At 72.0% G+C, this 23,582-nt stretch carries 19 protein-coding genes; 6 read left to right on the plus strand and 13 right to left on the minus strand.

The genetic code is table 11. The features are described 5' to 3' along the window. Positions 1–5: 5 nt before the first annotated feature. The 3 genes from ACIQUT_RS12655 (at position 6) to ACIQUT_RS12665 (ending at position 2,905) form a co-directional block, all read left to right on the plus strand. A complete protein-coding gene (locus tag ACIQUT_RS12655; RefSeq protein WP_403562271.1) occupies positions 6–704 on the plus strand; it encodes a transglycosylase SLT domain-containing protein in 699 nt (232 codons plus the stop codon). A 118-nt stretch (positions 705–822) separates the two neighbouring features. Continuing rightward, positions 823–2,226 (plus strand): AI-2E family transporter, encoded by a 1,404-nt coding sequence (locus tag ACIQUT_RS12660; protein WP_403562273.1) that lies wholly within the window; start codon positions 823–825, stop codon positions 2,224–2,226. Further along, positions 2,210–2,905, plus strand: coding sequence for a hypothetical protein (locus ACIQUT_RS12665; protein ID WP_403562275.1), 696 nt, complete (start codon positions 2,210–2,212; stop codon positions 2,903–2,905). Before ACIQUT_RS12660 ends, ACIQUT_RS12665 begins: the two co-directional genes overlap by 17 nt. 72 nt (positions 2,906–2,977) lie before the next feature. On the opposite strand, the gene ACIQUT_RS12670 is transcribed toward ACIQUT_RS12665, so the two are convergent. Together ACIQUT_RS12670 and ACIQUT_RS12675 are read right to left on the minus strand one after the other, a co-directional pair. Continuing rightward, on the minus strand, positions 2,978–3,514 hold the full coding sequence (locus ACIQUT_RS12670) for an alkyl hydroperoxide reductase (RefSeq protein ID WP_403562277.1): 537 nt from the start codon (positions 3,512–3,514) through the stop codon (positions 2,978–2,980). Between the two features lie 3 nt (positions 3,515–3,517). Further along, positions 3,518–4,072, minus strand: coding sequence for a peroxiredoxin (locus tag ACIQUT_RS12675; protein WP_403562279.1), 555 nt, complete (start codon positions 4,070–4,072; stop codon positions 3,518–3,520). A 134-nt stretch (positions 4,073–4,206) separates the two neighbouring features. Here ACIQUT_RS12675 and ACIQUT_RS12680 point away from each other — a divergent pair, with 134 nt between their 5' ends. Further along, positions 4,207–5,154: a hydrogen peroxide-inducible genes activator gene (locus tag ACIQUT_RS12680; RefSeq protein WP_403562281.1), complete on the plus strand. Its 948-nt coding sequence runs from the start codon at positions 4,207–4,209 to the stop codon at positions 5,152–5,154. Between the two features lie 85 nt (positions 5,155–5,239). Here the strand turns inward: ACIQUT_RS12680 and ACIQUT_RS12685 are convergent, their stop codons facing one another. Genes ACIQUT_RS12685 through ACIQUT_RS12695 form a run of 3 tightly spaced genes read right to left on the minus strand, consistent with a single transcriptional unit; the run spans position 5,240 to position 8,786 of the window. Continuing rightward, positions 5,240–7,582, minus strand: a complete 2,343-nt coding sequence (locus ACIQUT_RS12685; RefSeq protein ID WP_403562283.1) for an FtsX-like permease family protein — start codon at positions 7,580–7,582, stop codon at positions 5,240–5,242. Further along, positions 7,579–8,265, minus strand: coding sequence for an ABC transporter ATP-binding protein (locus ACIQUT_RS12690; RefSeq protein WP_403562285.1), 687 nt, complete (start codon positions 8,263–8,265; stop codon positions 7,579–7,581). Before ACIQUT_RS12690 ends, ACIQUT_RS12685 begins: the two co-directional genes overlap by 4 nt. Further along, positions 8,262–8,786 (minus strand): PadR family transcriptional regulator, encoded by a 525-nt coding sequence (locus ACIQUT_RS12695; RefSeq protein WP_403562287.1) that lies wholly within the window; start codon positions 8,784–8,786, stop codon positions 8,262–8,264. Before ACIQUT_RS12695 ends, ACIQUT_RS12690 begins: the two co-directional genes overlap by 4 nt. A 203-nt stretch (positions 8,787–8,989) precedes the next feature. On the opposite strand from ACIQUT_RS12695, the gene ACIQUT_RS12700 reads away from it, so the two are divergent. After that, positions 8,990–10,492 (plus strand): DUF2079 domain-containing protein, encoded by a 1,503-nt coding sequence (locus ACIQUT_RS12700; protein ID WP_403562289.1) that lies wholly within the window; start codon positions 8,990–8,992, stop codon positions 10,490–10,492. Between the two features lie 133 nt (positions 10,493–10,625). Here ACIQUT_RS12700 and ACIQUT_RS12705 read toward each other — a convergent pair whose 3' ends face one another. Together ACIQUT_RS12705 and ACIQUT_RS12710 are read right to left on the minus strand one after the other, a co-directional pair. Then, positions 10,626–10,898: a hypothetical protein gene (locus ACIQUT_RS12705; protein WP_403562291.1), complete on the minus strand. Its 273-nt coding sequence runs from the start codon at positions 10,896–10,898 to the stop codon at positions 10,626–10,628. Continuing rightward, positions 10,895–11,803 (minus strand): SPFH domain-containing protein, encoded by a 909-nt coding sequence (locus ACIQUT_RS12710; protein WP_403562293.1) that lies wholly within the window; start codon positions 11,801–11,803, stop codon positions 10,895–10,897. Before ACIQUT_RS12710 ends, ACIQUT_RS12705 begins: the two co-directional genes overlap by 4 nt. Before the next feature lie 233 nt (positions 11,804–12,036). On the opposite strand from ACIQUT_RS12710, the gene ACIQUT_RS12715 reads away from it, so the two are divergent. Next, on the plus strand, positions 12,037–14,295 hold the full coding sequence (locus tag ACIQUT_RS12715) for a transglycosylase domain-containing protein (protein ID WP_403562294.1): 2,259 nt from the start codon (positions 12,037–12,039) through the stop codon (positions 14,293–14,295). Between the two features lie 220 nt (positions 14,296–14,515). Here the strand turns inward: ACIQUT_RS12715 and ACIQUT_RS12720 are convergent, their stop codons facing one another. The 6 genes from ACIQUT_RS12720 to ACIQUT_RS12745 all read right to left on the minus strand — a co-directional run bounded on the left by ACIQUT_RS12720 (position 14,516) and on the right by ACIQUT_RS12745 (position 23,525). Then, the gene (locus ACIQUT_RS12720; protein ID WP_403562512.1) at positions 14,516–16,414 is read right to left on the minus strand and encodes a SpoIIE family protein phosphatase; all 1,899 of its coding nucleotides are present in this window, start codon (positions 16,412–16,414) and stop codon (positions 14,516–14,518) included. Positions 16,415–17,337: 923 nt separating this feature from the next. Continuing rightward, positions 17,338–18,033 (minus strand): DUF402 domain-containing protein, encoded by a 696-nt coding sequence (locus ACIQUT_RS12725; RefSeq protein WP_403562296.1) that lies wholly within the window; start codon positions 18,031–18,033, stop codon positions 17,338–17,340. Between the two features lie 103 nt (positions 18,034–18,136). Next, positions 18,137–19,555 carry a class II fumarate hydratase gene (locus ACIQUT_RS12730; RefSeq protein WP_403562297.1) on the minus strand — a complete coding sequence of 473 codons (1,419 nt, stop codon included), beginning with the start codon at positions 19,553–19,555 and terminating at the stop codon, positions 18,137–18,139. Positions 19,556–19,974: 419 nt separating this feature from the next. Beyond that, positions 19,975–20,565: a hypothetical protein gene (locus tag ACIQUT_RS12735; RefSeq protein ID WP_403562299.1), complete on the minus strand. Its 591-nt coding sequence runs from the start codon at positions 20,563–20,565 to the stop codon at positions 19,975–19,977. 138 nt (positions 20,566–20,703) lie between these two features. Continuing rightward, positions 20,704–21,468: a glycerophosphodiester phosphodiesterase gene (locus tag ACIQUT_RS12740; RefSeq protein WP_403562301.1), complete on the minus strand. Its 765-nt coding sequence runs from the start codon at positions 21,466–21,468 to the stop codon at positions 20,704–20,706. 209 nt (positions 21,469–21,677) lie between these two features. After that, positions 21,678–23,525, minus strand: a complete 1,848-nt coding sequence (locus tag ACIQUT_RS12745; protein ID WP_403562303.1) for a hypothetical protein — start codon at positions 23,523–23,525, stop codon at positions 21,678–21,680. Positions 23,526–23,582 lie beyond the last annotated feature (57 nt).

The raw sequence follows: 23,582 nt of genomic DNA on the forward strand, positions 1-23,582 counted from the left end.
ATCGTGTGAGCCGGATCTCGGTCCGGGGGTTCGCAGTGGCGTCGGCCACCGCGGTCACCACCGTGGGCGCAGTCGTGGGCGTCGCCGCAGGCGACCCCTCCGCGAACGACCTGGAGACCACCGCGTCCGGGGCCACCCTCCTGACCGACGTTCCGGTCGGCGAGCAGGTCGAGGTCCAGAGCGGCTCCCTGGCACAGCAGGCCGACACCATCGCGCAGGGCGCCGACGCCGAGGCCCGCCGTTCGGCCGAGGAGGCCGCCCGGCTCCAGGCCGCCGAGGACGCCAAGGCCAAGAAGGCCGAGGCCCAGAAGGCAGCGGACGAGAAGCTGAAGAAGGAGCGCGAGGCGCAGGAGGAGATCGCCAGCCGCTCCGCCACGCGCAGCGCCTCCGACTTCGCGCCCCAGAGCTCCTACACGGTCGCGCAGGTCAAGGAAATCGCCCGGCAGATCGTCCCGAGCGGCCAGTTCCAGTGCTTCTCCAACATCATCAACCAGGAATCCACCTGGAACTACAAGGCCGTGAACTCGTCTTCGGGCGCGTACGGCCTGGTCCAGGCGCTTCCCGGGTCGAAGATGTCCTCGGTCGCCTCCGACTGGCGCACCAACCCGGCCACCCAGATCCAGTGGGGCCTGAACTACATGAACGAACGCTACAAAAGCCCCTGCGGAGCCTGGAGCTTCCACCAGGCCAACGGCTGGTACTAGACCCGGCCCGAGCCGCAGCCGCTCGACTCCGGGAAGCCCCGCACCGTCCGACGGTGCGGGGCTTCCCGCGTGTACGGTCTGTCGGAGTGTGTCCGCAGGTGGGGGGGGAAGGAACGAGATGGCGAACAGGGCAGGCTGGCTCGGCCGGCTCGCGAACAGGCTGAGCCGGATGGAGGCCGGACTGGCCGCCCGGCGCGCCGTGGTCGAGTCCGAGGGGGAAGGCGGGAGTGAGGGGGAGGGCAAGGGCGGGGGCCCGGCCCGGCCCGCCGCCGGGCCGCCCACCCCGGCGCCCGGCACCTCCGCCGAGCACCCGGACCGCCCGGGGCACCCCGGCCGCACCGCGGACCCGGCCCCGACCGCGCTGCCCGAGCGCCCCGACCCGGCGAGCGTGCTCCCCTGGGGCATGCGGGTCGCCGCCGAGGCCAGCTGGCGGCTGCTGCTGCTCGCGGGCATGCTCTGGGTCCTGATGAAGGTGATCAGCGAAGTCCGGCTGGTCGTCCTCGCGTTCGCCGCGGCCATGCTGGTCACCGCGCTGCTCCAGCCCTTCGTGGTCCGGCTGCGCCGGCTCGGCCTGCCGCGCGGGCTCGCCACCGCCGTCACCGCCGTCCTCGGCTTCGTGATCATCGGCCTGGTCGGCTGGTTCGTGGTCTGGCAGGTCATGGAGAACCTCGACGACCTCTCCGCCCGCGTCCGCGACGGCATCAACGAGCTCAAACTCTGGGCACTGGACAGTCCGTTCCACGTGACCGAGAAGCAGATCAACGACATCGCGAAGAACCTCAGCGAGACCATCGGCACCAACACCGAGCAGATCACCTCCGCCGGCCTCCAGGGCGTGACCGTCCTGGTCGAGGTGCTCACCGGGATGCTGCTCGCGATGTTCTCGACGCTGTTCCTGCTCTACGACGGCGCGCGCATCTGGGGCTGGGCGCTGGGCCTGGTCCCGGCCGGCGCCCGCCGGGGCGTGGCCGGCGCCGGCCCGCGCGCCTGGCGGACCCTGACGGCGTACGTGCGCGGCACCGTCCTCGTCGCGCTCATCGACGCCATCTTCATCGGCCTGGGCATCTACTTCCTCAACGTGCCGATGGCGGTGCCGCTGGCCGTGTTCATCTTCCTGTTCGCCTTCATCCCGCTGGTCGGCGCGGTGGTCTCCGGCGCCCTCGCCGTGGTCGTCGCCCTGGTGACGCAGGGGCCGGTCTCCGCCCTGCTGGTGCTGGCCGTGGTGCTGGCGGTGCAGCAGATCGAGGGGCACGTCCTCCAGCCGTTCATCCTCGGCCGGGCGGTACGGGTGCACCCGCTCGCGGTGGTGCTGGTGGTGGCCGCGGGCGGCATGATCGCGGGCATCGGCGGGGCGGTGGTCGCCGTGCCGCTGGTCGCCGTCACCAACACCGTCGTCGGCTACCTGAAGGCCTACTCGCGCGACCAGCTCCTGCACGGGGCCGCGCCCATCGGTCCCGGCCCGCACGGGGCCACCGCACTGGAGTCGGCCGCGCGGGAGGCCGGCCATGATCACCGAGCCTGAGCTGGAGGGCGGCTGGGAGGACGACCGGCCCGCCGCGCCGCCGCAGCAGGGCGGTGCGGAGGGCACCGTGCGCAGGCCGCGGGCGCCGTGGCGGTGGGCACTGGGCGGGGCCGTGCTGGCCTCGGCGGTGTGGACGGCCTTACCGGTGCTGCAGGACCGTTCCTTCGGGGCGCCGAGCGTCGCGTACCGGCACACCGAGGACCTCTGCAAGGAGACCCGGCTCGACACCCTCGTGAAGACCACCGCGCCCGTCATGTCGAACCACCGGGCCCACCGGGAGAGCCCGGCCCTGGACTGGTCCCACTGCGAGTACTTCACGGAGTGGGAGGAGAAGGGCACCTCGTACCAGATGCAGATCATGGTCGAGCTGCACAAGAGGACCGACCCGGCGCCGGAGTTCGGGGTCGCCCCGGGCCCCTTCCGGGAGTCGCTGTCGAACACCGGCGAGACGGAGCAGGTGCCGGCGCTCGGCGAGCGGGCCCTGATGAGCGGCAAGTCCCCGTACACCTCGGGCCCCCGGCTCCAGGTGCTCGACGGCGGGGCGGTGTTCACGCTGTCCGTCGGCTGGCTCGGGGACACCGACGAGACGGGCGCCGAGGGCCCGCAGCCCGACGAGGACGCCGTCAAGGCGGCGATGATCGAGGACATGCGGATCCTGATGGCCCGGCTGAAGAAGTAGCGGCGGAAGCCGCGGAAAAGCAAGGGGCCCCGCTGCCGTGACGGCAGCGGGGCCCCTTCCCCGTACGGGCCGTTACCCGGCGAGGGCGGCCTCGGCGTCGAGGGTCACCGCGACGGCCTGGATCACCGAAGCGATCTTGAAGGCCTCCTGGATGGTGTCGCGCTCGACACCGGCCTTGCGCAGGACCTGCTCGTGCGAGTCGAGGCACTGGCCGCAGCCGTTGATCGCGGAGACCGCGAGCGACCACAGCTCGAAGTCGACCTTCTCCACGCCCGGGTTGCCGATGACGTTCATCCGCAGGCCCGCCCGCAGCGTGCCGTACTCCGGGTCGGAGAGCAGGTGGCGGGTGCGGTAGAAGACGTTGTTCATCGCCATGATCGCGGCGGCCGACTTGGCGGCCGTGTACGCCTCCGGCGACAGGGCCGCCTTCGCCTCGGGCTCCAGCTCACGCAGGACGCGCGGGGAGCGGGCGGCGATCGCGCAGGACAGGACCGTGCCCCACAGCTGCTGCTGCGACAGGGTGTCCTGGTTGCCGATGACCGACCCGAGGTTCAGCTTCAGGTCCTTGGCGAAGTCCGGTATCGAGGACTTGAGGGAGTCGAGGGACATCCGTCACTCACCGGCCAGCAGGGCGCCGGCGTCCAGGGTGTCCTCGCCCTTGGTCCAGTTGCAGGGGCACAGCTCGTCCGTCTGCAGGGCGTCGAGGACCCGCAGGACCTCCTTGGGGTTACGGCCGACGGAGCCGGCGGTCACCATCGAGAACTGGATCTCGTTGTTCGGGTCGACGATGAAGACGGCGCGCTGCGCGAAGCCGTCCGCACCCTGCACGCCGCAGGCCTGCATCAGCTCGTGCTTGGAGTCGGCCAGCATCGGGAAGGGCAGGTCACGCAGGTCGGCGTGGTCCTTGCGCCAGGCGTGGTGGACGAACTCCGAGTCGCCGGAGACGCCGAGGATCTGGGCGTCGCGGTCGGCGAACTCGTCGTTCAGCTTGCCGAAGGCGGCGATCTCGGTCGGGCACACGAAGGTGAAGTCCTTCGGCCAGAAGAACACCACGCGCCACTTGCCCTCGTAGGTCTTGTGGTCGATCTGCGCGAACTCCTTGCCGGCTTCCAGCGAGACGCAGGCGGTCAGATCGTACGTGGGGAACTTGTCACCGACAGTGAGCACGTGCTCTCCTTGCGAGAGAAAACCGCCCTGATTGGGCGCTTTTCGAGGGGTTGGACGTGTCTCACATGCTGGCACAGCCAGCATTGATTACGGAAATAGCTAGTCTTGCAGTGGGTGATCGGAGGTACTTATCAGTGGCTGTCGGTAATAGAGGAGCGAAGCAGGCGACGCTCGCACAACTGCGCGCGTTCGCCGCCGTCGCCGAACACCTGCACTTCCGCGATGCCGCCGCCGCCATCGGAATGAGCCAGCCCGCGCTCTCCGGCGCCGTCTCCGCACTGGAGGAGGCCCTCGGTGTGCAGCTGCTGGAGCGCACCACCCGCAAGGTGCTGCTCTCCCCGGCCGGCGAGCGGATCGCCGTCCGCGCCCGGGCCGTCCTCGACGCCATGGGCGCCCTGCTGGAGGAGGCCGAGGCGGTACGGGCCCCCTTCACCGGGGCCCTGCGGCTCGGGGTGATCCCCACGGTCGCCCCCTACCTGCTGCCGACCGTGCTCGGCCTGTTCCACCGCCGCTATCCGGGCATGGACCTCCAGGTGCACGAGGAGCAGACGTCCTCCCTGCTGGAGGGGCTCGCCGCCGGCCGGCTCGACCTGCTGCTGCTCGCCGTGCCGCTCGGCGTCCCCGGCGTCACCGAACTCCCGCTGTTCGACGAGGACTTCGTCCTCCTCGCCCCCCGCGAGCACCCGCTCGCCGGGCGCCGGGACATCCCGCGCGAGGAACTGCGCGGCCTGCAGCTGCTGCTGCTGGACGAGGGCCACTGCCTGCGCGACCAGGCCCTGGACATCTGCCGGGAGGCCGGGCGCACCGACGGCGCCGACGTCACCACCACCGCCGCCGGGCTGTCCACCCTCGTCCAGCTGGTCGCGGGCGGGCTGGGCGTCACCCTGCTGCCGCGCACCGCACTGCGGCTGGAGACCGCCCGCAACGAGTACCTGGCCACCGGGTACTTCGCCGAGCCCGCCCCCACCCGGCGGATCGCCCTCGCCATGCGCACCGGCACCGCCCGGCAGGAGGAGTTCCGCGCCATTGCGGGCGCCCTGCGCGAAGCCGTACGCCCGCTCCCCGTGTGGCCCGCCGCGTAGGCGGACCACCGGGAACGGGCGTACGGGAGTGCGTTGCGCACGGACGTGCGCACGGGCGTGCGTACGGCGCCGGGCGGCGCGTGCGTCACTCGGTGCGCAGGCCGTCCGGGCGCATCATGCGCAGCAGCGGCGGCAGGCTGAGCAGGGTCACCACGGCGACCACGCCCCCGCCGATGCCGGCCATCGCCGCGACCGAGGCCCAGTCGATGCGGACGGGCACGTTGGTCATCCGCATCAGGACCGCGCCGAGGGCGAGGCCGATGCCGGTGGCCAGGGCCAGGCCGAGCAGGATCGGCAGGGCCGTCTGCCACAGCACCGACAGGCCGAGCGTCGAGCGCTTGGTGCCGAAGGCGACCAGGGCGGCCAGGAGCCTGCGGCGCTCGCGCAGCTGCTCCAGCTGGGACACCAGCAGGCTGGTGCCGATCAGGACGAGCACCAGGGTGGCGCCGATGAACAGGCCGGTCCGGATGGAGCCGAACTCGCCTGCCGTACGGGTCGACCGGAGGGTCATGACGGTGGCGAGCGGATCGGCCTTGTAGGCCGCCGTCCGGGCCCGCTCCATCGCGTCCGGCACGTTCGGGTCCAGCTGGACGAACACCTGGGCCGAGCCGTAGCCGACCGCGCTCTTCGGGGCGGCCGCCGGGGTGACCAGCAGGCCGCTGCGCAGCCGGCCGGTCGGGTCCTTGCGGGCCTGTGCCGGGCGGGCCGAGGCGGGTACGGTCCAGGCGACGGGAGCCGGTCCGTCCGGGTCGTGGACGTTGCCCGTGAGCAGCTTCTCGCCGGGCGCCGCGACGCCGTCCCGGCCGTGCCCGGCGGCGCCGCCGGTCAGGACGAAGGCGTCGCCGTCCTGGCAGGACGGCAGTTCGGCGACCTCGCGCAGGGCCGTGCACGTGCCGATGGTCAGCTCGATCGTGTCCCCCTCCGCCTTCCCCGCCGGGCCGTGGGAGGCCGCCCTCGTGGCCAGCACATCGGCCCTGGCGACGCCCTTGGCACCGGATACCGTCGACCCGAGAGCCGCGAGCCGCTCGTCGGTGCCGGAGCGCTTGAGGATCGACAGCGAGGCCCGGACGGGGTCGTGGTCGGTCTGCTCGGTGTACTCGCTCTCGACGCCCGCGAAGACCATCTGCAGGGCGATCGCCCCGGCGACCGCGACCGCGATGCCGCCGACCAGCCGGGCCGCGGTACCGCTGGTGAGCTGCAGGCGGCGCACGGCCAGCTGCCAGGAGACCGGTCCGGCCCCGCCGAGCAGGCCGGCCATCCGCTCCAGCAGCCAGGGCAGCAGGGCGATGACGCCGATGAGGAGCAGCACCACACCGGCGGAGACCTGCCACCCGTTGAACGGGCCGTCGTTCTTGACGCGGCCCATCATCGGGACCAGCAGGGCCAGACCGGCCGGCGGCAGCAGCAGCCGCCACCAGATGCGGCGCCTGACGGGGGCGGCCGAGCGCACCACGCCCAGCGGCTCGATGATCGCGTTGCGCAGCGCGAACAGGGTCACCAGGACGGCCGCGGCCGGGACGGCGACCGCGACGATCAGGGCCAGCGGCCGGTCCGGGGCGAGGTCCTCGGGGAAGAGGCTGCGGCCCTGGATGCTGACGTACGGGGTGAACCGGCGGGCCGCCAGGAAGAACCCGGCGCCGAGGACCAGGCCGATCAGCGAGCCGGCGAGTGCCTCTCCGGCGGCGATCCGGCGGGTCATCCTGCCGTCCGCGCCGACCAGGCGCAGGGCGGCGAGCCGCTGGTCGCGGCGGTCCCCGCCGAAGCGGACGGCGGCCGCGACGAACACCGCGACCGGCACCAGCAGGACGGTGAACATGACCAGCACGAGGAGCGTCAGGACCGCGTCGAGGGGCGGGGAGTCGAGGTCGCTCTCGAAGGCGGTGATCCGCTCGACGGAGCGGCCGTCCGGCTCCTTGGACAGCCGGTCGGTGCCCGCGTAGTAGTACAGCTCACCCGGCCCGGTGAGGCCGGCGTCGCCGATGACCGCCGTGATCCGCCCGTCGAGGCGCTCGCGCAGCAGCCTGCCCTCGTCGCTCTTCAGCAGCCGGTCCAGGGCGGGGGAGACGGCGAGCTCGCCCGGGCCCGGGTACTTCTTCAGCCCGGGCGCGAGCGGCGCGTCGGGGCCCTCGGGCTCGACCAGGCGCCCGCTCACGTCGGTCGAGTGGTAGGTCATGTTCGCGCGGGCGGTCAGCAGGGTGTTCCGCCCCGGCGCGTCGGCGGTGGGCGAGGTGATCGTCTCGCGGGCCGCGCCGCGTGCGTCGCGGGCGGCCAGCGCGTTGGGCAGGCCGGTGGTGCCCAGCAGCAGGGCGACGCCGAGGCCGACGCCCACGCCGGTCAGAAGGGTGCGTATCCAGCCCTCGCGGCCGCCGGCGACGGCGAACCGGACGCCCATGGCCAGGTCGCGGGCCCAGGTCCGGAGCATGTTCATACGATCCGCTCCGTGTCGCGGGACCTGCCGTCGCGCACGACGATCTCGCGGTCGGAGTACGCGGCCACCCGGGCCTCGTGCGTGACGAGGACGACGGCGGTGTTGGCGGACCGGGCGGACTCGGTCAGCAGCTGCATCACGAGCTCGCCGTTGAGGGAGTCGAGGGCGCCGGTGGGCTCGTCGGCGAAGATCACCCGCGGTCCGGTGACCAGGGAGCGGGCCACGGCCACGCGCTGGCCCTGGCCGCCGCTGACCTCGCCGGGGCGCTTGCCCGCCAGGTCGTCGACCTGGAGCTGCTCCATCCAGTGCAGGGCGGTCCGCTCGGCCACCTTGCGTTTGACGCCGGTCAGCCGCAGCGGCAGGGCGACGTTCTCCACGCAGGTCAGCTCGGGTACGAGCCGGCCGAACTGGAAGACGAAGCCGAAGTCCGAGCGGCGCAGGGCGCTGCGCGCGGTGTCGTTCATGGCGGTCAGCTCGCGGCCCGCGTAGGTGATGGTGCCGGAGTCGGGTACGACGATCCCGGCCAGGCAGTGCAGCAGGGTCGACTTGCCGGAGCCGGAGGGCCCCATGACGGCGACGACCTCGCCGGGGTGGATGGAGAAGTCGGCGTCGTCCAGGGCGTACGTGGACCCGTACGCCTTGTGGAGGCCGGTGGCGGACAGCAGGGTGCCGGCCGGAGTCATCCGCGGACCTCCTCGGAGAGCCGGCCGAGGCGGGCGGCGGTGAGCTCCAGCCACCGCAGGTCGGCCTCCAGGTGGAACAGGGCGTGGTCGCAGACGAGCTGGTCGGCGAGGTCCCCCTTGCGCTTGCGCTGGGTCAGGACGCGCATGAGCCGCAGGTGTTCGGCGCGCTGGGTGTCCAGCAGGTCGGCGGCGCTGCGGCCGGTCAGGAGGGCGAGGACGACCTTGGTGTAGAGGGTCGACTGGAGGTAGGGCTCGGGCTTCTCGGGCTGGGCGAGCCAGGCGGAGACGTCGGTGACACCGGCGTCGGTGATGGCGTACCGCTTGCGCTCGGGTCCGCCGCCGGCCTCGATCCCGTCGACCTCGACGAGGCCGTTCTTCAGGAGGCGGGACATGGTCGAGTAGACCTGCCCGTAGGCGAGGGGGCGGTCGTGGCCGAACTTCTCGTCGAAGGCGCGCTTGAGGTCGTAGCCGTGCCGGGGGCCGGCCTCCAGGAGGCCGAGGAGCGTGTGACCGATGGACATGATCAGGACTATACACACGATGTATACCCGCCGTGTATACATGCCGTGCATACGCGTGCCGGAGGGGTGGGTGCGCGGTTCTGCGGCCATTCGAAGGGACTTGGGGGCCGGAAGCGGCGGCTCGGTGCGGCGGTCGGGGGCGGCTGGCACTTTGTGGGCATTGGCCCCGATTTTCAGTGGTCCCGACTTCCGAAAGGCGCGCCATGCACGCACCTCCCGCGGACACCCCCGCGCTCCCGCCGCAGCAGTCCGCCACCCCGGCGCGGACGGACGGCCGGCCGGCGCCGGCCGCCCCGCCCGACGGCCGGTCCGCGCCCCCGTGGTGGATGTGGGCCGCGGTCTCGGGGCTCTTCCTCGTCTACGCGACGCTGTCCCTGCGCACCCACGAGCGGCTGCTCTCGCACAGCTTCGACCTGGCGATCTTCGAGCAGGCCGTCCGCTCGTACGCGGAAGGGCACCTGCCGGTCTCCGAGGTCAAAGGGCCCGGTTTCCCCCTGCTCGGTGACCACTTCTCCCCGGTACTGGCCCTGCTGGCCCCGCTCTACTGGATCTGGCCGTCGGCCCGCACCCTGCTGCTGGCGCAGGCGGCCCTCGTCGCGGTGAGCGCGCTGCCGCTGATGCGGTGGGCGCACCGGGCGCTGGGCACCGCCGCGGCCGTGGTGCTCGGGCTCGCCTACGGGCTCTCCTGGGGCCTCGCGAGCGGGATCGGCTTCGACTTCCACGAATGGGCCTTCGCCGTCCCGCTGCTGGCGTGCTCACTGGCCGCGCTGGGCCAGGGGCGGCTGCGGGCGGCCGTGCTGTGGGCGCTGCCGCTGCTGCTGGTGAAGGAGGACATGGGGCTCACCGTGGCCGCGATCGGCCTGCTGGCCGCCTGGCGCGCCGGCAAGGGCGGGCGCCGGCTCGGGATCGCGGCAGCCGTGGCCGGGGTGGCGTGGATGGTGCTGGCGATGCTGGTGGTGCTGCCGGCGCTCAACCCGAGCGGCTCGTACTTCTACGCCGACTTCCTGGGCGGCGGGGACGGGGGCGGGGGCGGTGCCGGCGGAGGCCTCGGGCAGCTGCTCCACAAGGCCACCATCGGGCTCGTCACGCCCGAGACCAAAGTGGCGACGCTGGTGATGCTGCTGGCGCCGACCCTGTTCCTGGCCCTGCGCTCGCCGCTGGTCCTGGTCGCGGTGCCGACCCTGCTGTGGCGGGGGGTCTCCGACTACGCGTCCCACTGGGGGACCGGCTTCCACTACTCCCTCACCCTGATGCCGATCCTCTTCGCTGCATTCACCGACGCCCTCCACCGGCGCGGCACCACCGCCGCGGGACTGCGCCGCTACCTGCTGGGCGCGGCCGGTGTGTGCCTGGTGCTGCTGCCGAGCCACTCGCTGGGGCAGCTGCTCCAGCCGCCCTTCTGGAAGACCGATCCCCGGGTCGCGGTCGCGCACCACGTGCTGGACCGGATCCCGGACGGCGCCACCGTCCAGGCCTCCGACTACCTCGTGCCGCACCTGGTCCACCGGACGAGCGTCAGCCTGTTCGGCTGGGCCGACAGCCGGCCCGACCCGGAGTGGATCGTGGTGGACACCCGGGTGGTGCCCGAGCTGCGCTGGCCGCTGAACGCGCTGGACGAGTCCATCGCGCTCGCCGGGGCCAAGAGCCGCGGCTACCGCACCGTGGCCGAGGAGTCCGGCTTCGTCCTGCTCGGCCGCACCCGCTGAGCGCGGCAGCAGGCGCACGGGCCCGGGGCCGGCGTGCGGGCGCGGGGGCCGGCGTACGGGCGCAGGGGCCGCAGTCGGCGTACGGGCGCGGGGCCGCGGTCGGCGGCTCGGGCCTCGGCCCCGGGCCGGGTCCTCAGGGGCCCGGCCCCGACCGGGGCCGGCCGCGCGGCGGGATCGGGGCCGCCCCGCCCGGGAGCCGGCCGGTCTCGGCCAGGGCCCGCCGCAGCAGGAACTCGATCTGGGCGTTGGCGCTGCGCAGTTCCTCGCCGGCCCAGCGCGCGAGGGCCTCGTACACCTGCGGGTCGAGCCGCAGCAGCACCTGCTTGCGCGCCTGCCGACCGGCGCGCGCGGCCCGCTTCGGCTCGGGCGCGCGCTCCGGGTCCTCCGCCTCACCGGAAGGGCTCACTGGTAGAGGGTGCCCGTGTTGACGACGGGCTGGGCCGCGCGGTCCCCGCAGAGGACCACCATCAGGTTGGAGACCATGGCGGCCTTGCGCTCGGGGTCCAGCTCCACGATGTCCTCTTCCTGCAGGCGGGTCAGGGCCAGTTCCACCATGCCGACCGCCCCTTCGACGATCTGCTTGCGGGCCGCCACGACCGCGCCCGCCTGCTGGCGCTGGAGCATCGCGGAGGCGATCTCCGGAGCGTACGCGAGATGCGTGAAGCGGGACTCGATGATCTCGACGCCGGCCGCGTCCACCCGGGCGGCGAGCTCCAGGGCCAGCTTCTCGGTGATCTCCTCGGCGTTGCCGCGCAGCGACAGCCCGCCCTCGTCGTGGGCGTCGTAGGGGTATTCGATTGCGATGTGCCGGACCGCCGCCTCGGCCTGGGTCTCCACGAACTCGGCGAAGTCCTCCACCTCGAAGGTGGCGCGCGCGGTGTCCGCGACCCGCCACACCACGACCGCGGCCAGCTCGATCGGGTTGCCGTACGCGTCGTTGACCTTCATGACGGCCGTCTCGTGGTTGCGCACGCGGGTGGAGATCTTCTCCCGCGAGGTGAGCGGGTTGACCCAGCGCAGGCCGTCGGTGCGGAGGGTCCCGCGGTAGCGGCCGAAGAGCTGCACCACCCGCGCCTCGCCCGGCGCCACCGTGTTCAGTCCGCTCATCGCCAGCAGCGAGAGGAGCGCCAGCAGTACCCCGGGCAGGATCAGGCCGAGGAGCCGGGTCCCGGATGCGCCGCCGGCGCCGAAGACGATCAGCAGCACCCCGGCCGTGAACCCCATCAGGCCGCCCAGCAGGGCGAGTCCACCGCCGACGCTGTGCGCGGGGAACTCCCGTACGCCCGTCTCGGCCTGTGTCGTGTCTGTCATGGCATGCCCCCGTTTCGGCTGGTCCGCTCGATCGGACGCCCTAGCAAAGTGATATCACTTTTCGAGGTAACCGCAACCCTTGGGTGCGTACGTGCGTCGGTTCCCTTGACGTGGGTGCTGATTCTCACGTCCGAATTGAACGGTTTTGTTCACGACTGGCAGATCTTTGCCACAACCTGCGGTGTTAGCTTTTTCAGCTGACGTCGGGGGGGAATTCGAGCGGAGCGGGAGCGATGGGCCGAGCAGAAGCGCGTAAAGCGCAGCAGCAGCGCAGCGCGCGGCGGGCGCCGCGCGAGCGCGCCACCGGAAAGGGCCAGGCCGGCAAGCGCACCGGCATACGCCGCTTCTTCACCTGGAAGACGATCCTCGGGACGCTCTTCGGGATGATGCTGCTCGGCATGGCGGCGCTCGTCGGCCTGTACTTCTACGTGGACCCGCCGAACCCGAACGCCACGGCGACCCAGCAGAGCAACACGTACAAGTACGCCGACGGCAGCCTCATGGCCCGCGTCGGTGAGATGAACCGCGAGAACGTCCCGATCGAGAAGGTCCCGAAGGAGATCCAGACGGCGTTCATCGCCATCGAGAACAAGTCCTTCTACCAGGACCGCGGCGTCGACTTCATGGGCGTGGCCCGCGGCCTGGTCCGCACGGCCACCGGCAGGGGCGCCGCGGGCGGTTCGACGATCACTCAGCAGTACGTCAAGAACTTCTACCTGACACAGGACCAGACTCCCACGCGCAAGCTCAAGGAGCTGGTGATCTCCCTCAAGGTCGACCGGAAGCTGACCAAGGAGCAGGTCCTTGAGGGCTACCTGAACACCAGCTACTTCGGGCGCGGCGCGTACGGCATCCAGGCCGCTGCTCAGGCCTACTACGGCGTCGACGTCGAGAAGCTGACGCTGGAACAGGGCGCGTACCTCGCGGCCCTCCTCCAGGCCCCCAGCGACTACGACTGGGCGACCGCCGGCCCGAAGGGCAAGGAACTCGTCACCATCCGCTTCAACGGCGTCTTCCAGAACATGGTCGAGATGGGCGCGCTCGACGAGGCCAAGCGCCAGACGCTGAAGTTCCAGCAGCCGATCCAGCCCAAGCCCGCCCCGGGCCTGGAGGGCCAGAAAGGCTACCTGAAGCAGGCCGCGGACGCCGAGCTGCGCCGCCAGACCAACATGACCGCGGCCGAACTCCAGGCGGGCGGCTGGGAGATCCAGCTCAACATCGACCCCAAGAAGCAGGCGGCGCTGGAGAAGGCCGTCCAGGACGAGCTGGAGTCCCAGCTCGACCGCAAGAGCCGGCCCGTCGACGCCGCCGTGCAGGCCGGCGCCACCTCCGTCGACCCCAAGACCGGCGGCATCGTCGCCATGTACGGCGGCACCGGCCTGGCCGACCACTGGGCGAGCAACGCGCTGCGCAGCGACTTCCAGCCGGGCTCGACGTTCAAGCCGGTCGTGCTGGCCTCCGCCCTGGAGAACAAGGCGACCACGCAGGACAAGAAGCCGATCACGCCGAACGCGCTGTACGACGGCACCAGCAAGCGCGCCGTCGTCGGCAGCAAGATCCCGTTCAACCCGCAGAACCAGGACGACAAGGACTACGGCACCCCGCTGATGTCGGTGGCGGAGGCCACCAACTTCTCGGTGAACTCCGTGTACGCCCAGATGATCGTCGACGTGAAGCCGCCGAACGCGAAGAAGACGGCCCTCGAACTCGGCATGAAGGACCGCCAGGGCTGGCCCGAGGACAAGCCGGCCATGTCGCTCGGCACCATGAGCGCCAACACCGTCGAGATGGCCGCCGTCTACGCGACCCTCGACAACCACGGCAAGAAGGTCGTCCCCTCGATCATCAAGTCGGCCGAGCACGCCGAGCGCGAGTTCAAGAAGCCCGAGTCCGGCCAGCAGGTCATCACCCGCGAGACCGCGGACACCGTGACCAAGGTCCTCACCGGCGTCGTCAACGAGGGCTCCGGCAAGGCTGTGCGGAGCTCCGCGTACGAGGCCGCCGGCAAGACCGGTACCACCGAGTCCAACGTGGCCGCCTGGTTCACCGCGTACACGCCCGAACTCGTGACCGTCGTCGCGATGTTCGGTGAGGAGCCGGGAACGGGCAAGCAGACCACCCTGACCGGTACCGCGGGCGGCGGACGCGCCGGCGGCTCCAGCTTCCCCGCGGAGATCTGGAAGGCGTACACGCTGGCCGCGCTCAAGGGCGTGAACACGGCGCAGTTCGACCTGTCCGAGGCGGACATGGGCCCCGTGCAGGCCCCGTCGCGCAGCGCCTCCCCGTCGGCCTCCGCGGCCACGACCAGCCCGTCGCCGAGCTCCAGCCAGACCTCGCCCAGCCCGGACCCGAGCAAGGTCTCGCCGAACCCGAACCCGAGCAAGAGCACGGGCAAGCCGGACCCGACCAAGAGCAACTCGCCGAAGCCGGACCCGACCAAGAGCGGCGCGACCCCGCCGATCCCGCCGCCGATCAACAACCAGAGCCAGTAGACCCGGAGGTCGGACGGGCCACGAACGAGGACCGCCGCCCCGCAGCTCACGAGCTGCGGGGCGGCGGTCCTTTTCGGTGCGGGCGGCGTCCGGCGGGCACGAAGGGGCTGTGCGGGCGCTCAGCGGCGGCCGTGGCCCCTCAACGGCGGTCGGGGGCCCCCGGCGGCGGCCGTGGGCCTCAACGGCGGCCCCGTGGGCCCTCAGTGGCGGTCGTGGGTCCTCAGCGGCGGTCGTGGACGCCCGGCAGCGGGAGCTCGAACCAGACGACCTTGCCGCTGCTGAGCCGGGTCGCACCCCAGCGGCGGGCCATCCGGTTGACCAGGAACAGGCCGCGCCCGCCCTCGTCGGTCTCCCGGGCCCGGCGCTGCCGCGGCAGCTGCGGGGAGTCGTCGCCGACCTCGCAGCGCAGCACGTCCGTCCGCAGCAGCCGCAGGGTCACCGGCCGCTCGGCGTACCGGACGGCATTGGTGACCACCTCGCTGACCAGCAGCTCCACCGAGTCCTCAAGCTCCTCCAGGCCCCACCGCGCCAGCGCCCGGCGGGCGAACCGGCGGGCCCGCCCCGGGGCGGTCTCCTCCGGGTCGAGGAACCAGTACGCGACGTCGCTGGGCGCGATCCCGTCGAAGCGGGCCGCGAGCAGCGCGATGTCGTCGTCCCGGTCGCCGGGGCCCAGCATGTCGAGGACGTCGTCGCAGAGGGCCTCCAGCGGCGGCGGGTGGTCCAGCCCGGTCAGCTGGGCCGTGGTGGCCAGCCGCTCGCGGAGCTGCTCGATGCCGGTCCACACGTCCCGCAGCCGGGACTCCACCAGCCCGTCGGTGTACAGCAGCAGCGTGGCCCCGGCCGGGGCGTCCAGCTCCACGGCCTCGAAGTCGACGCCGCCGACACCGATGGGTGCGCCCGGGGGCACCCGGAGCACCTCCGCCCGGCCGCCCAGGTGCAGCAGCACCGGCGGCGGGTGGCCGGCGTTGGCGATGGTGATCCGGTGCGACACCGGGTCGTACACGGCGTACATGCAGGTCGCCATGCGGTCGGAGCCCAGCCGCTGCGCCTGCTCGTCCAGGTGGTGCAGCACCTCGGCGGGCGGCAGGTCCAGCTGGGCCAGGGTCTGCGCGGTGGTCCGCAGCTGGCCCATGATCGCGGCGGAGGTCATGGAGTGGCCCATGACGTCGCCGACGACCAGCGCGACCCGGCTGCCGGGCAGGGGTATGGCGTCGTACCAGTCCCCGCCCACCCGGGCCGTCTCGGCCGCAGGCAGGTAGCGCGAGGCCAGCCTGACCCCCGTGGGCTGGGGGAGGCTGTGCGGGAGCATCGTGCGCTGCAGCTCGTCGGCGATGTACGCCTCACGGCCGTACAGGACGGCCTTGTCGATGCCGAGCGCGGTGTGCGTGGCCAACTGGGCGGCGACCAGCAGGTCGTTCTGCTCGAACGCGGGCCGCTCGGGGCTGCGCAGGAACACCGCGGCACCGATCACCCGGCGCCGGCCGCGCAGCGGCGCGAGGACGGCCCTCCGGCCGCGCGGAACCGGGTGCTCCGCGCCCAGCAGCTCCGGCAGCGCCTCCTGCGCGCCCTCGGAGGACGCGAAGACGGGCCGTACGCCGCGCAGCACCTCGGCGAGCGCCCCGCCGGGCAGGATCTCGCACAGCTCGGCCGCGGGCAGGTCGCCCTGCGGGCCGACCATCGGCAACTGGCTGAAGTCGAGCTCCCCGGCGCCCCCCGCGGCACCGGCGCCCTCGGCTCCGGTCAGGTCGTCGATCGGCCGGAGCCGGTCGGTACGTCGCAGCCTTAAAACGACCGAGCCGACGGGGCGTTCGTCGCCCACCGGGAGGGGGTCGCGCAGGTACACGAGGATGGCGTCGGAGAACGTCGGCACGGTGGCCCGGCACAGCCCGAGCACGATCTCGTCCAGGTCGATGCCGCGGGCGATGCGGCGCGTGGCGGCGCCGACAAACCGCAGCCGGTCGCCTTCGCGGCGCGCGAGCGCCCCCTCGACGGTGCCGGTCGAGACCACGGTGCCGACCGCTGCCGCCGCCGCTGCCTCCGCCGTGGTGGTGTCGTGGCCGTCGGGCGCGCCGGGCGGCGGGGTGCCGTCCGGGTCGGCCGGATCGACCGGGTCGACCAGGTCGACGGGGTCGAGTCCGGCACACAGGGAGCCGGCGGCGGGGCCGGCTGCGGCGGTGTCCGTGCCGCCGTCGTCGGCCGCGCGGCGGCGTACCGGGGCCGGTATGGCGTCACCGGCCGTTGTCGCTGCTGCTGCCGATGTCGCGTCCGTCGGTGCCTGAGCGGCCGACTGGTCCGCCTCGCGCCCCTCGCGGGCCGCCGCGGCGCCCCGGGCGGCCTCGGCGTCCCGGGTACGGCCGCGCCGGCGCCGGGAGGCCCGCGGCGCGGCCTGCGCCGCCGGGCGGCCCTCCTCGTGGGCGGGTGCGGCCGCGGGGCCCTGACCGGGGGCCGCCTCGCCGTCGCGCGGGCGCGGGACGTCCGGGCCGCGGCCGGCGGAGTCCGCGTGCGCCCGTACCGGGTCGGCGCCGGGCCCGGCCGCACCGCGTACGCCCTCGGCGGCCGGGGCGGGAGCCTTCCCGTGGCCCAGCTCCTCCGCGCACCCGCCGGAGACCGAGGCGCGGGCGCGCCCGTCCGCGGCGCCGGCGGCGGAGGAGGGCAGGCCGGGGCCGCCCTGGGCCGGTGCCGCGGCGGCTGCGGCAGGCTGCGGGCCCTCCTGCGGGGTGGGGTACTCCGTCACGCGTGGCATTCCGTCCGTTTGCGCTCGATGTGCGCTGCACTCAACTCGGTCAGTCGCGGTATACCCGCTCAGCGGCGGGGACACCATCGCCCCGCGGTTCCTCCCCCTGCTTCGTCCGGAGGGGACACCCGCCCCGGCTTCGTCGGCGGGGAGCCCCACCCGCACGTTACCCTCTCGCCCCGGCGTTGACCTCCAGTCAAGTTCCGCGTCCGGCACGACATTTACGGACGTGCGGCCGGGTGCGGCAACCGCACGCGACCTTGCGGAGGGAGATATTACGGTTCAACCCCGGGGGCGCATCAAGGGTCTCATGAGGTCATATGCGCCGGAGTGCGGTCCCAGTCATCGGGCAGGGCCGGAACACCCCAGGCCGGATCGGGCCGCCAGTCCTCCCACCCGTCCGAGAACGGAGCCCCCCACGCCTTGACGACGCCCAGGGCGTCCTGCCCGGCCTGCTGCACCCGCAGGGCCTGTCCGGCGTCCATCAGCCCGGACCGCTGCGCCTGCGCGAACTCGTCCTCGTCGCGCCACTTCCACGTACGGTCCGGGTAGACGGAGATGTCCAGGAAGTGGTCGACGGAGTCGACCCCGCCCGCCCAGCGCGACTGCGGCTCCTCCAGGTTGACGTACCAGCTCTTGAACTGCCAGCCGTGCTCCCAGAACAGCCACACCGACCACGGGTCCCCGGGCCGGGCCAGCTTCAGCACGCCCGCGCCGAACCAGCGGGAGCGCACGGTGGTGCGGGGCGCGGTGTAACGGGTGGCGAGCGGCTCGGCGTGCACCGGTGTGCCGTCGGCGAGCACCGGCTTGACGCACTCGGTGCCGGGCGCCATCCACACCGCCAGCACGTCCGCGGTGTCCTGCACCACGGTCACCGGGCGGCAGATGTGGACCGCGCCCGTCAGATCCGGGGCGTGGTCGCGGTATCGCCAGAGGATCTGCTCCCCCGGCTGCCAGCGGTTGCCCTGTGCTTCGCCGCCCCCGCGGCCTCCGGTACCTGTCATGCGCAGATACTAGGGCGGGGGCCCGTACGCTCGCTGCGGTGCAGGTCACGGTGGGGTTCGGGGGCGGGAAACGACCGGATCCGGCCCCTGGCCGGAACCGTTTTCAGGGCCGGGTCATGCGCAGGACGTCGAGGGCCTCGTCGAGCTGTTCCAGGGTCAGGTCGCCCCGGTCGACGTAGCCGGACTCCAGGACGACCTCCCTGATCGTCTTCCGCTCGGCGAGGGACCGCTTGGCGACCTTGGCGGCCTCCTCATAGCCGATGTACCGGTTGAGCGGGGTGACGACGGAGGGGGAGGACTCCGCGTACTCCCTGGCCCGGGCGGAGTTGGCGGTGATGCCGTCGACGGTGCGGTCGGCCAGCAGGCGGCTCGCGGAGGACAGCAGGCGGATCGATTCGAGCAGGTTCCGGGCCATCACGGGGAGCATCACATTGAGCTCGAAATTGCCGGCGGCGCCCGCCACCGCGACCGCGGTGTCGTTTCCGGTCACCTGCGCGGCGATCATCAGCACGGCCTCGGGGACGACCGGGTTGACCTTCCCGGGCATGATCGAGGACCCCGGCTGGAGATCCGGGAGATTGATTTCGGCCAATCCGGTGCGCGGCCCGGAAGCCATCCAGCGCAGGTCGTTGCAGATCTTGGTGAGCGAGACCGCGATCGTGCGGAGCATCCCCGAGGTCTCCACCAGCGCGTCCCGGGCGCCCTGGGCCTCGAAGTGGTTGCGGGCCTCCGTCAGCGGCAGCCCGGTCGCGGCGGCCACCTCGGCGATCACGTCCGCGGAGAAGCCCGCCGGGGTGTTGATCCCGGTGCCCACGGCCGTCCCGCCCAGCGGCAGTTCGGCCAGCCGGGGCAGGACCGCCTCCAGCCGCTCGACACCGTAGCGGACCTGGGCGGCGTACCCGCCGAACTCCTGGCCCAGGGTGACCGGCGTGGCGTCCATGAGGTGGGTCCGGCCGGCCTTGACGACCGCGGCGAAGGCGGCGGCCTTGCGCTCCAGGGCGAGTTCGAGGTGGCGCAGGGCCGGGACGAGATCGTGGGTGACGGCGGCGGTCGCGGCGATGTGGATGGACGACGGGAACACGTCGTTGGAGCTCTGCGAGGCGTTGACGTGGTCGTTGGGGTGCACGTCGCGGCCGAGCCGCTCGGTGGCCAGGGTGGCGATCACCTCATTGGTGTTCATGTTGGACGAGGTCCCGGAGCCGGTCTGGAACACGTCCACGGGGAAGTGGTCGTCCCAGCGGCCCTCGGCCACCTCGGCGGCGGCCGCGACGACGGCCTCGGCGAGGTCGCGGTCGAGCACCCCGAGATTCGCGTTGACCGTCGCGGCCGCGGCCTTGATCCGGGCGAGCGCCTCGATGTGGGCGCGCTCCAGGCGCTGCCCGGAGAGCGGGAAGTTCTCCACCGCGCGCTGGGTCTGGGCCCGCCACTTGGCGTGGACGGGGACCTTCACCTCGCCCATCGAGTCGTGCTCGATGCGGTGCGGCCCGGTCTGGCCGCCGGGGTCTTGCTGATCGTTCGTCATGTTCGTGGCCTCCTCGGAAAGGTGAGCAATCGTCGTGTCGGACGTGTTCCCGTCTCCCCTGCCGAGCGGTGCATGCCGGCGGTGACACCGAACTCGGGGAGGCGTACATGACACGCGTAGGCAGGACACCCAGGCTTCAGATGTACCGTCGCCGCCGCCCCGGCGTTCGCGGCCGCCTCGGGGGCGTCACCGCCGTCACCCCCCTGGCCCACTCCGGGCGGCCGAGGGCCCCCTCCGACTCCGGCCCTGCCACGGCTCCACGAACCGGCGCTTCGCCTGACCGCCACTCCCCGCGCACGACCCGAACACCCGGCCGGATGACCGGGCCGGGTGTTCACATGCGGGGAGCGGAGGCGCGGAGGCGCGGGCCGCGGGCCGCGGGCAGTGCAGGGGACGTGTGTGCTCAGTTGCTCAGTTGCTCAGTTGCGCAGTGGCGGCAGCGGGGCGGAGGCCACCTTGAAGCCGCCCTCGGTCACCGTCGTGAACGGCGCCGGCGCCATGCAGGTGCCGACGGGGGCGAGGGCCGTGGCGCCGCCCGGATTCAGGTTGGCAGTGCCCCAGGAGAAGCCCAGCCGGTCGGGCGCGCCGTGCCGGCCGTCCTGCACGCTGATACCGATCCGGTTTCCCACCGTACCGACGTTCGACTTCGTCACGATCGCCGTGACGGTGGCCACCCCGTCGCCGGTGATCAGGCAGTCGACCTCGGCCTCCGACGTCCCCACGCCGCCGTCGACCGACCGCTTGTGGTAGACGGTGACCTTCCCCTTCGCGTCCACGGACGTCCCCGGCAGCGGGGTCCCCTCGATCGTGACGGGCCGGGTGTACGGTGCCGAGTCGGCGTCCACACTGAACCGGATCACGTCGCCGTCCGGCGCGTACGCGAACATCACCCGCGCCGCCCCGTGCACGGCCGCGGTGCGCGGCGCGGAGGCCGGCGCGGGCGCGGCCGCCACCAGCGCGCCGACGGTGCCGAGCGCGGCGGCGGACAGGACCATGCTGCGGATCTTCATCTGAACTCCCTTGACCAGGTGCTCCGTTCGGTTACGGAACAAGCCTGGCCCGGGCCCCGGCCGACATCCATCTGCCGATCGGCCCGACCCCGGCGGCCGCCGTATGCCGATCGGCAGAGCCGAGGGGGAGGGAGGGGATCAGCGGGCGTCGATGTACTCCCGCACCTCGCGCGGCCGGTTGGTGATGATCGTCTCCACCCCGAGCCGCAGGCACAGCTCGACGTCCTCGAACTCGTCCACGGTCCACACCCGCACCCGCAGCCCCTTGGCCCTCAGCCGCGCCACCAGCCCCGGATCCCGGCGCACCAGGTCGATCCCCGGCCCGGCATGCCCCGCGAACGGCGGCCGCGGCGGCCGCACGGCCCGCTCGATCAGATAGACGGCGGGCAGCCCGGGCGCGAGCCGGTTCAGCCTGACCAGCGCGTTCCGCGAGAAGCTCATCACCTCGATGCGGCCGTCGGCCCCGTCGGCCAGCCCGTGGTCCTTCAGCACCCGCACCAGCTCGGCCTCCAGCCGGCCGCCGGCCCGGGTGGGGTGCTTGGTCTCGACGGCCAGCCCGACGGGCCGGTCCGCGGCCAGCGCCTCCTTCAGCAGGTCCTCGAAGAGCAGCACCTGCGCCCCCCGGTGCTCCTCGCCCTTCCAGCGGCCGAAGTCGAGCGCGGCGAGCTGCTCGTACGTCATCGCGGAGACGACCCCGCGCCCGTCCGAGGTGCGCTCCACCGTCCGGTCGTGCACACACACCAGCCGCCCGTCCGCGGTCAGCCGCACATCGCACTCCAGCGCGTCCGCGCCGTCGGCGATCGCCTGCCGGTACGCGGCGAGGGTGTGCTCGGGGTGCTCGTGGGAGGCACCGCGGTGGGCGATGACCCGCACGTCGCGGGCGGTGGGGAGCAGCTGTGTCATAGGGGAGACGTTAACCGGCTGCGACGGACCCACCGGTACCGCACCATCCACACGCGACCGAACACCTGATGACACTCCACTGCGGCCCCTGCTCCTCCTGCCGACACGAGGCGTGCCACCACGGCCTCGACGCAACCCCGGTCGAGGCGGAACTGCTGCACGCCCTGGCAGCCCGAGACTGATCCGGGTGGTGCGGCCCGCGGGCAGGGTCATTTCGGGCGCTGATCCTGAGCTTCCTTCAACAGCTGCGTGAACGGTGTCTGGGACATCGAACCACTCACGAGTTTCAGACCGTATCGTTCATTGGCCTGCCGTTGCTCAGTGGGATCTTTGATATTGAAGCGCTTCTTTTCGCCGGGCCTCGAAATGTCCGCATAGACGGCCGGCCAGCGACTGTAAACCCACCACACGGTCACGCGCTCCCGGCCGCGAGTCACATTCAGGAGCTCGCTGCTGTTGGAGATGTAGGCCTGATACCTGAAGTACTCCCTGTCGGTCGGCGGCGGTGCCTGGGGGTCGTCGTCCTTGCCTTCTTTCACGAGTTTACCCCGCCACTTTCCGGACTCCTTGTAGTCGGCGGATATTTTCATTCTGTCCTGCCTGATCACCCACGCCTCGACCCGGGCCGTGAGCGCTTCGTAGGTCATTTTCGCGGGGTCTTTGATCTCGACGACCACATCCTCGGAGATTTCCTCCTCCGGGCCCAACTCCCGTCCCGGCGGCTTGACCAGCTCACCGGGTTTGAGCAGTTTGTACTTGTCTCTCGGGTCGCTCGCGAGCTTGGCGTGGATCCAGTAGATGCTGCCGATGATGTGGACCGGAACCTGACCGGCATTCTTGAGGCGCAAGCGGACCCGCAGGTACATTTCCTTTGAATTGTGGTCAATGCTCGGCTTTCCCAGCTCCGCGGAAGCCTGCACCAACGGACGCGATATGGAGGGAAGGTAGACCTGTGTGTATGCCAAGTTGGTGATGACGATCAGAGTGGAGCCGATCGCCCCGATCGCAATTCGCCCGGGATAGCGCAGCACCTTCCACACCCGGCGGCGGATCAGTACGACCAGAGAGTACACGGCGCAGGCCATGATGACTGCCCAGATCGGCAGGTGCGGCGTGAATGACCAGCCCCTGTATTTGAAGTGCATCCAGAGCAGCACCGCACCGACAAGAAATTCGACCGATGCTCCGAGCAGGAGGGCAGGGCCCGAGGCCCTCATTTTCCGCTTGCGCCAATAGTCGAAAACGGCTGCGAAGGCGACCGCTTCCACGATGGCCATGACCAGGAAGAGGAATCCCGTGACCCGGCCGGAGAAGCTGAGGGCGTCAAACGTGTCGTGAAAGCCTATCCAGCCGCAAACGACGGCCGTCACCATGAACCCAACCGCCATGATGGTGCCGTTCATCCGGCGTCCCCATTTTTGAGCCGGCCAGACGGTGATGTCCCCGCCGCGCCATTCGATGCAGAACCTGGGTCCCACACCGGCACTGTTCAGGACTTTCTGCAGTTCGTGGGGGCACCACACGTAGCCTTCGGTCTTGCCGTCGATCACAACTTTCCGCAAGCCGATGTCATCCGGTGGCCCTACGACGACTACCGCGGGCTTGTCATCCATGGCGCCAGGCTGCCCCCGCACTTGCGCGAACGCCTCCGGAACGCGCGTCCCGGCGGTGTCCCGCTTGCAACGACGGGGAACACGGCCATCACCCGAATGGAGTAACACGGCGCGTGCCTCGACATGGTGCGGGGCGAAGCTGGTGAGGGCCGTGCCGCCGTCCTTGTCGGAGGTCCCGATGCGTACACGATTTATCGGATTCATCGCCGCCGCCATATTGGCTGCTTTTGGCGCCGTGGCCCCCGTTGCGCAGGCTGCTGTGCCCGCCGTCGACGGGCAGATGTGCATTGAAGGCCGGGGAACCGTGGAGTACGAGTCCACCACAGGTTCTTGGATCTGCGTCGGCGGCAGGCATGACGGCCAACCGATCGACTGACGGGTTACGGGCCGGCCGTCGGCGCAGCCCGCCGATCGCGGGGGCCACGCGGCCTTGATCTGCTCCACCGCGGAGCCGATCGGCGGACATGCGCGGACGGCGACGAGAGCCCCCGGCGGGTGCCG

This window comes from Streptomyces sp. NPDC090445 (assembly GCF_044769385.1).
Classification (GTDB): Bacteria; Actinomycetota; Actinomycetes; order Streptomycetales; family Streptomycetaceae; genus Streptomyces.

Bases quoted from the DNA above. Each gene is read 5' to 3' on its own strand.
- ACIQUT_RS12730 (WP_403562297.1), bottom strand. From the start codon at position 19,555: ATGACGAACGATCAGCAAGACCCCGGCGGCCAGACCGGGCCGCACCGC.
- ACIQUT_RS12725 (WP_403562296.1), bottom strand. From the start codon at position 18,033: ATGACAGGTACCGGAGGCCGCGGGGGCGGCGAAGCACAGGGCAACCGC.
- ACIQUT_RS12660 (WP_403562273.1), top strand. From the start codon at position 823: ATGGCGAACAGGGCAGGCTGGCTCGGCCGGCTCGCGAACAGGCTGAGC.
- ACIQUT_RS12695 (WP_403562287.1), bottom strand. From the start codon at position 8,786: ATGTCCATCGGTCACACGCTCCTCGGCCTCCTGGAGGCCGGCCCCCGG.
- ACIQUT_RS12685 (WP_403562283.1), bottom strand. From the start codon at position 7,582: ATGAACATGCTCCGGACCTGGGCCCGCGACCTGGCCATGGGCGTCCGG.
- ACIQUT_RS12735 (WP_403562299.1), bottom strand. From the start codon at position 20,565: ATGAAGATCCGCAGCATGGTCCTGTCCGCCGCCGCGCTCGGCACCGTC.
- ACIQUT_RS12665 (WP_403562275.1), top strand. From the start codon at position 2,210: ATGATCACCGAGCCTGAGCTGGAGGGCGGCTGGGAGGACGACCGGCCC.
- ACIQUT_RS12690 (WP_403562285.1), bottom strand. From the start codon at position 8,265: ATGACTCCGGCCGGCACCCTGCTGTCCGCCACCGGCCTCCACAAGGCG.
- ACIQUT_RS12700 (WP_403562289.1), top strand. From the start codon at position 8,990: ATGCACGCACCTCCCGCGGACACCCCCGCGCTCCCGCCGCAGCAGTCC.
- ACIQUT_RS12670 (WP_403562277.1), bottom strand. From the start codon at position 3,514: ATGTCCCTCGACTCCCTCAAGTCCTCGATACCGGACTTCGCCAAGGAC.
- ACIQUT_RS12710 (WP_403562293.1), bottom strand. From the start codon at position 11,803: ATGACAGACACGACACAGGCCGAGACGGGCGTACGGGAGTTCCCCGCG.
- ACIQUT_RS12715 (WP_403562294.1), top strand. From the start codon at position 12,037: ATGGGCCGAGCAGAAGCGCGTAAAGCGCAGCAGCAGCGCAGCGCGCGG.
- ACIQUT_RS12740 (WP_403562301.1), bottom strand. From the start codon at position 21,468: ATGACACAGCTGCTCCCCACCGCCCGCGACGTGCGGGTCATCGCCCAC.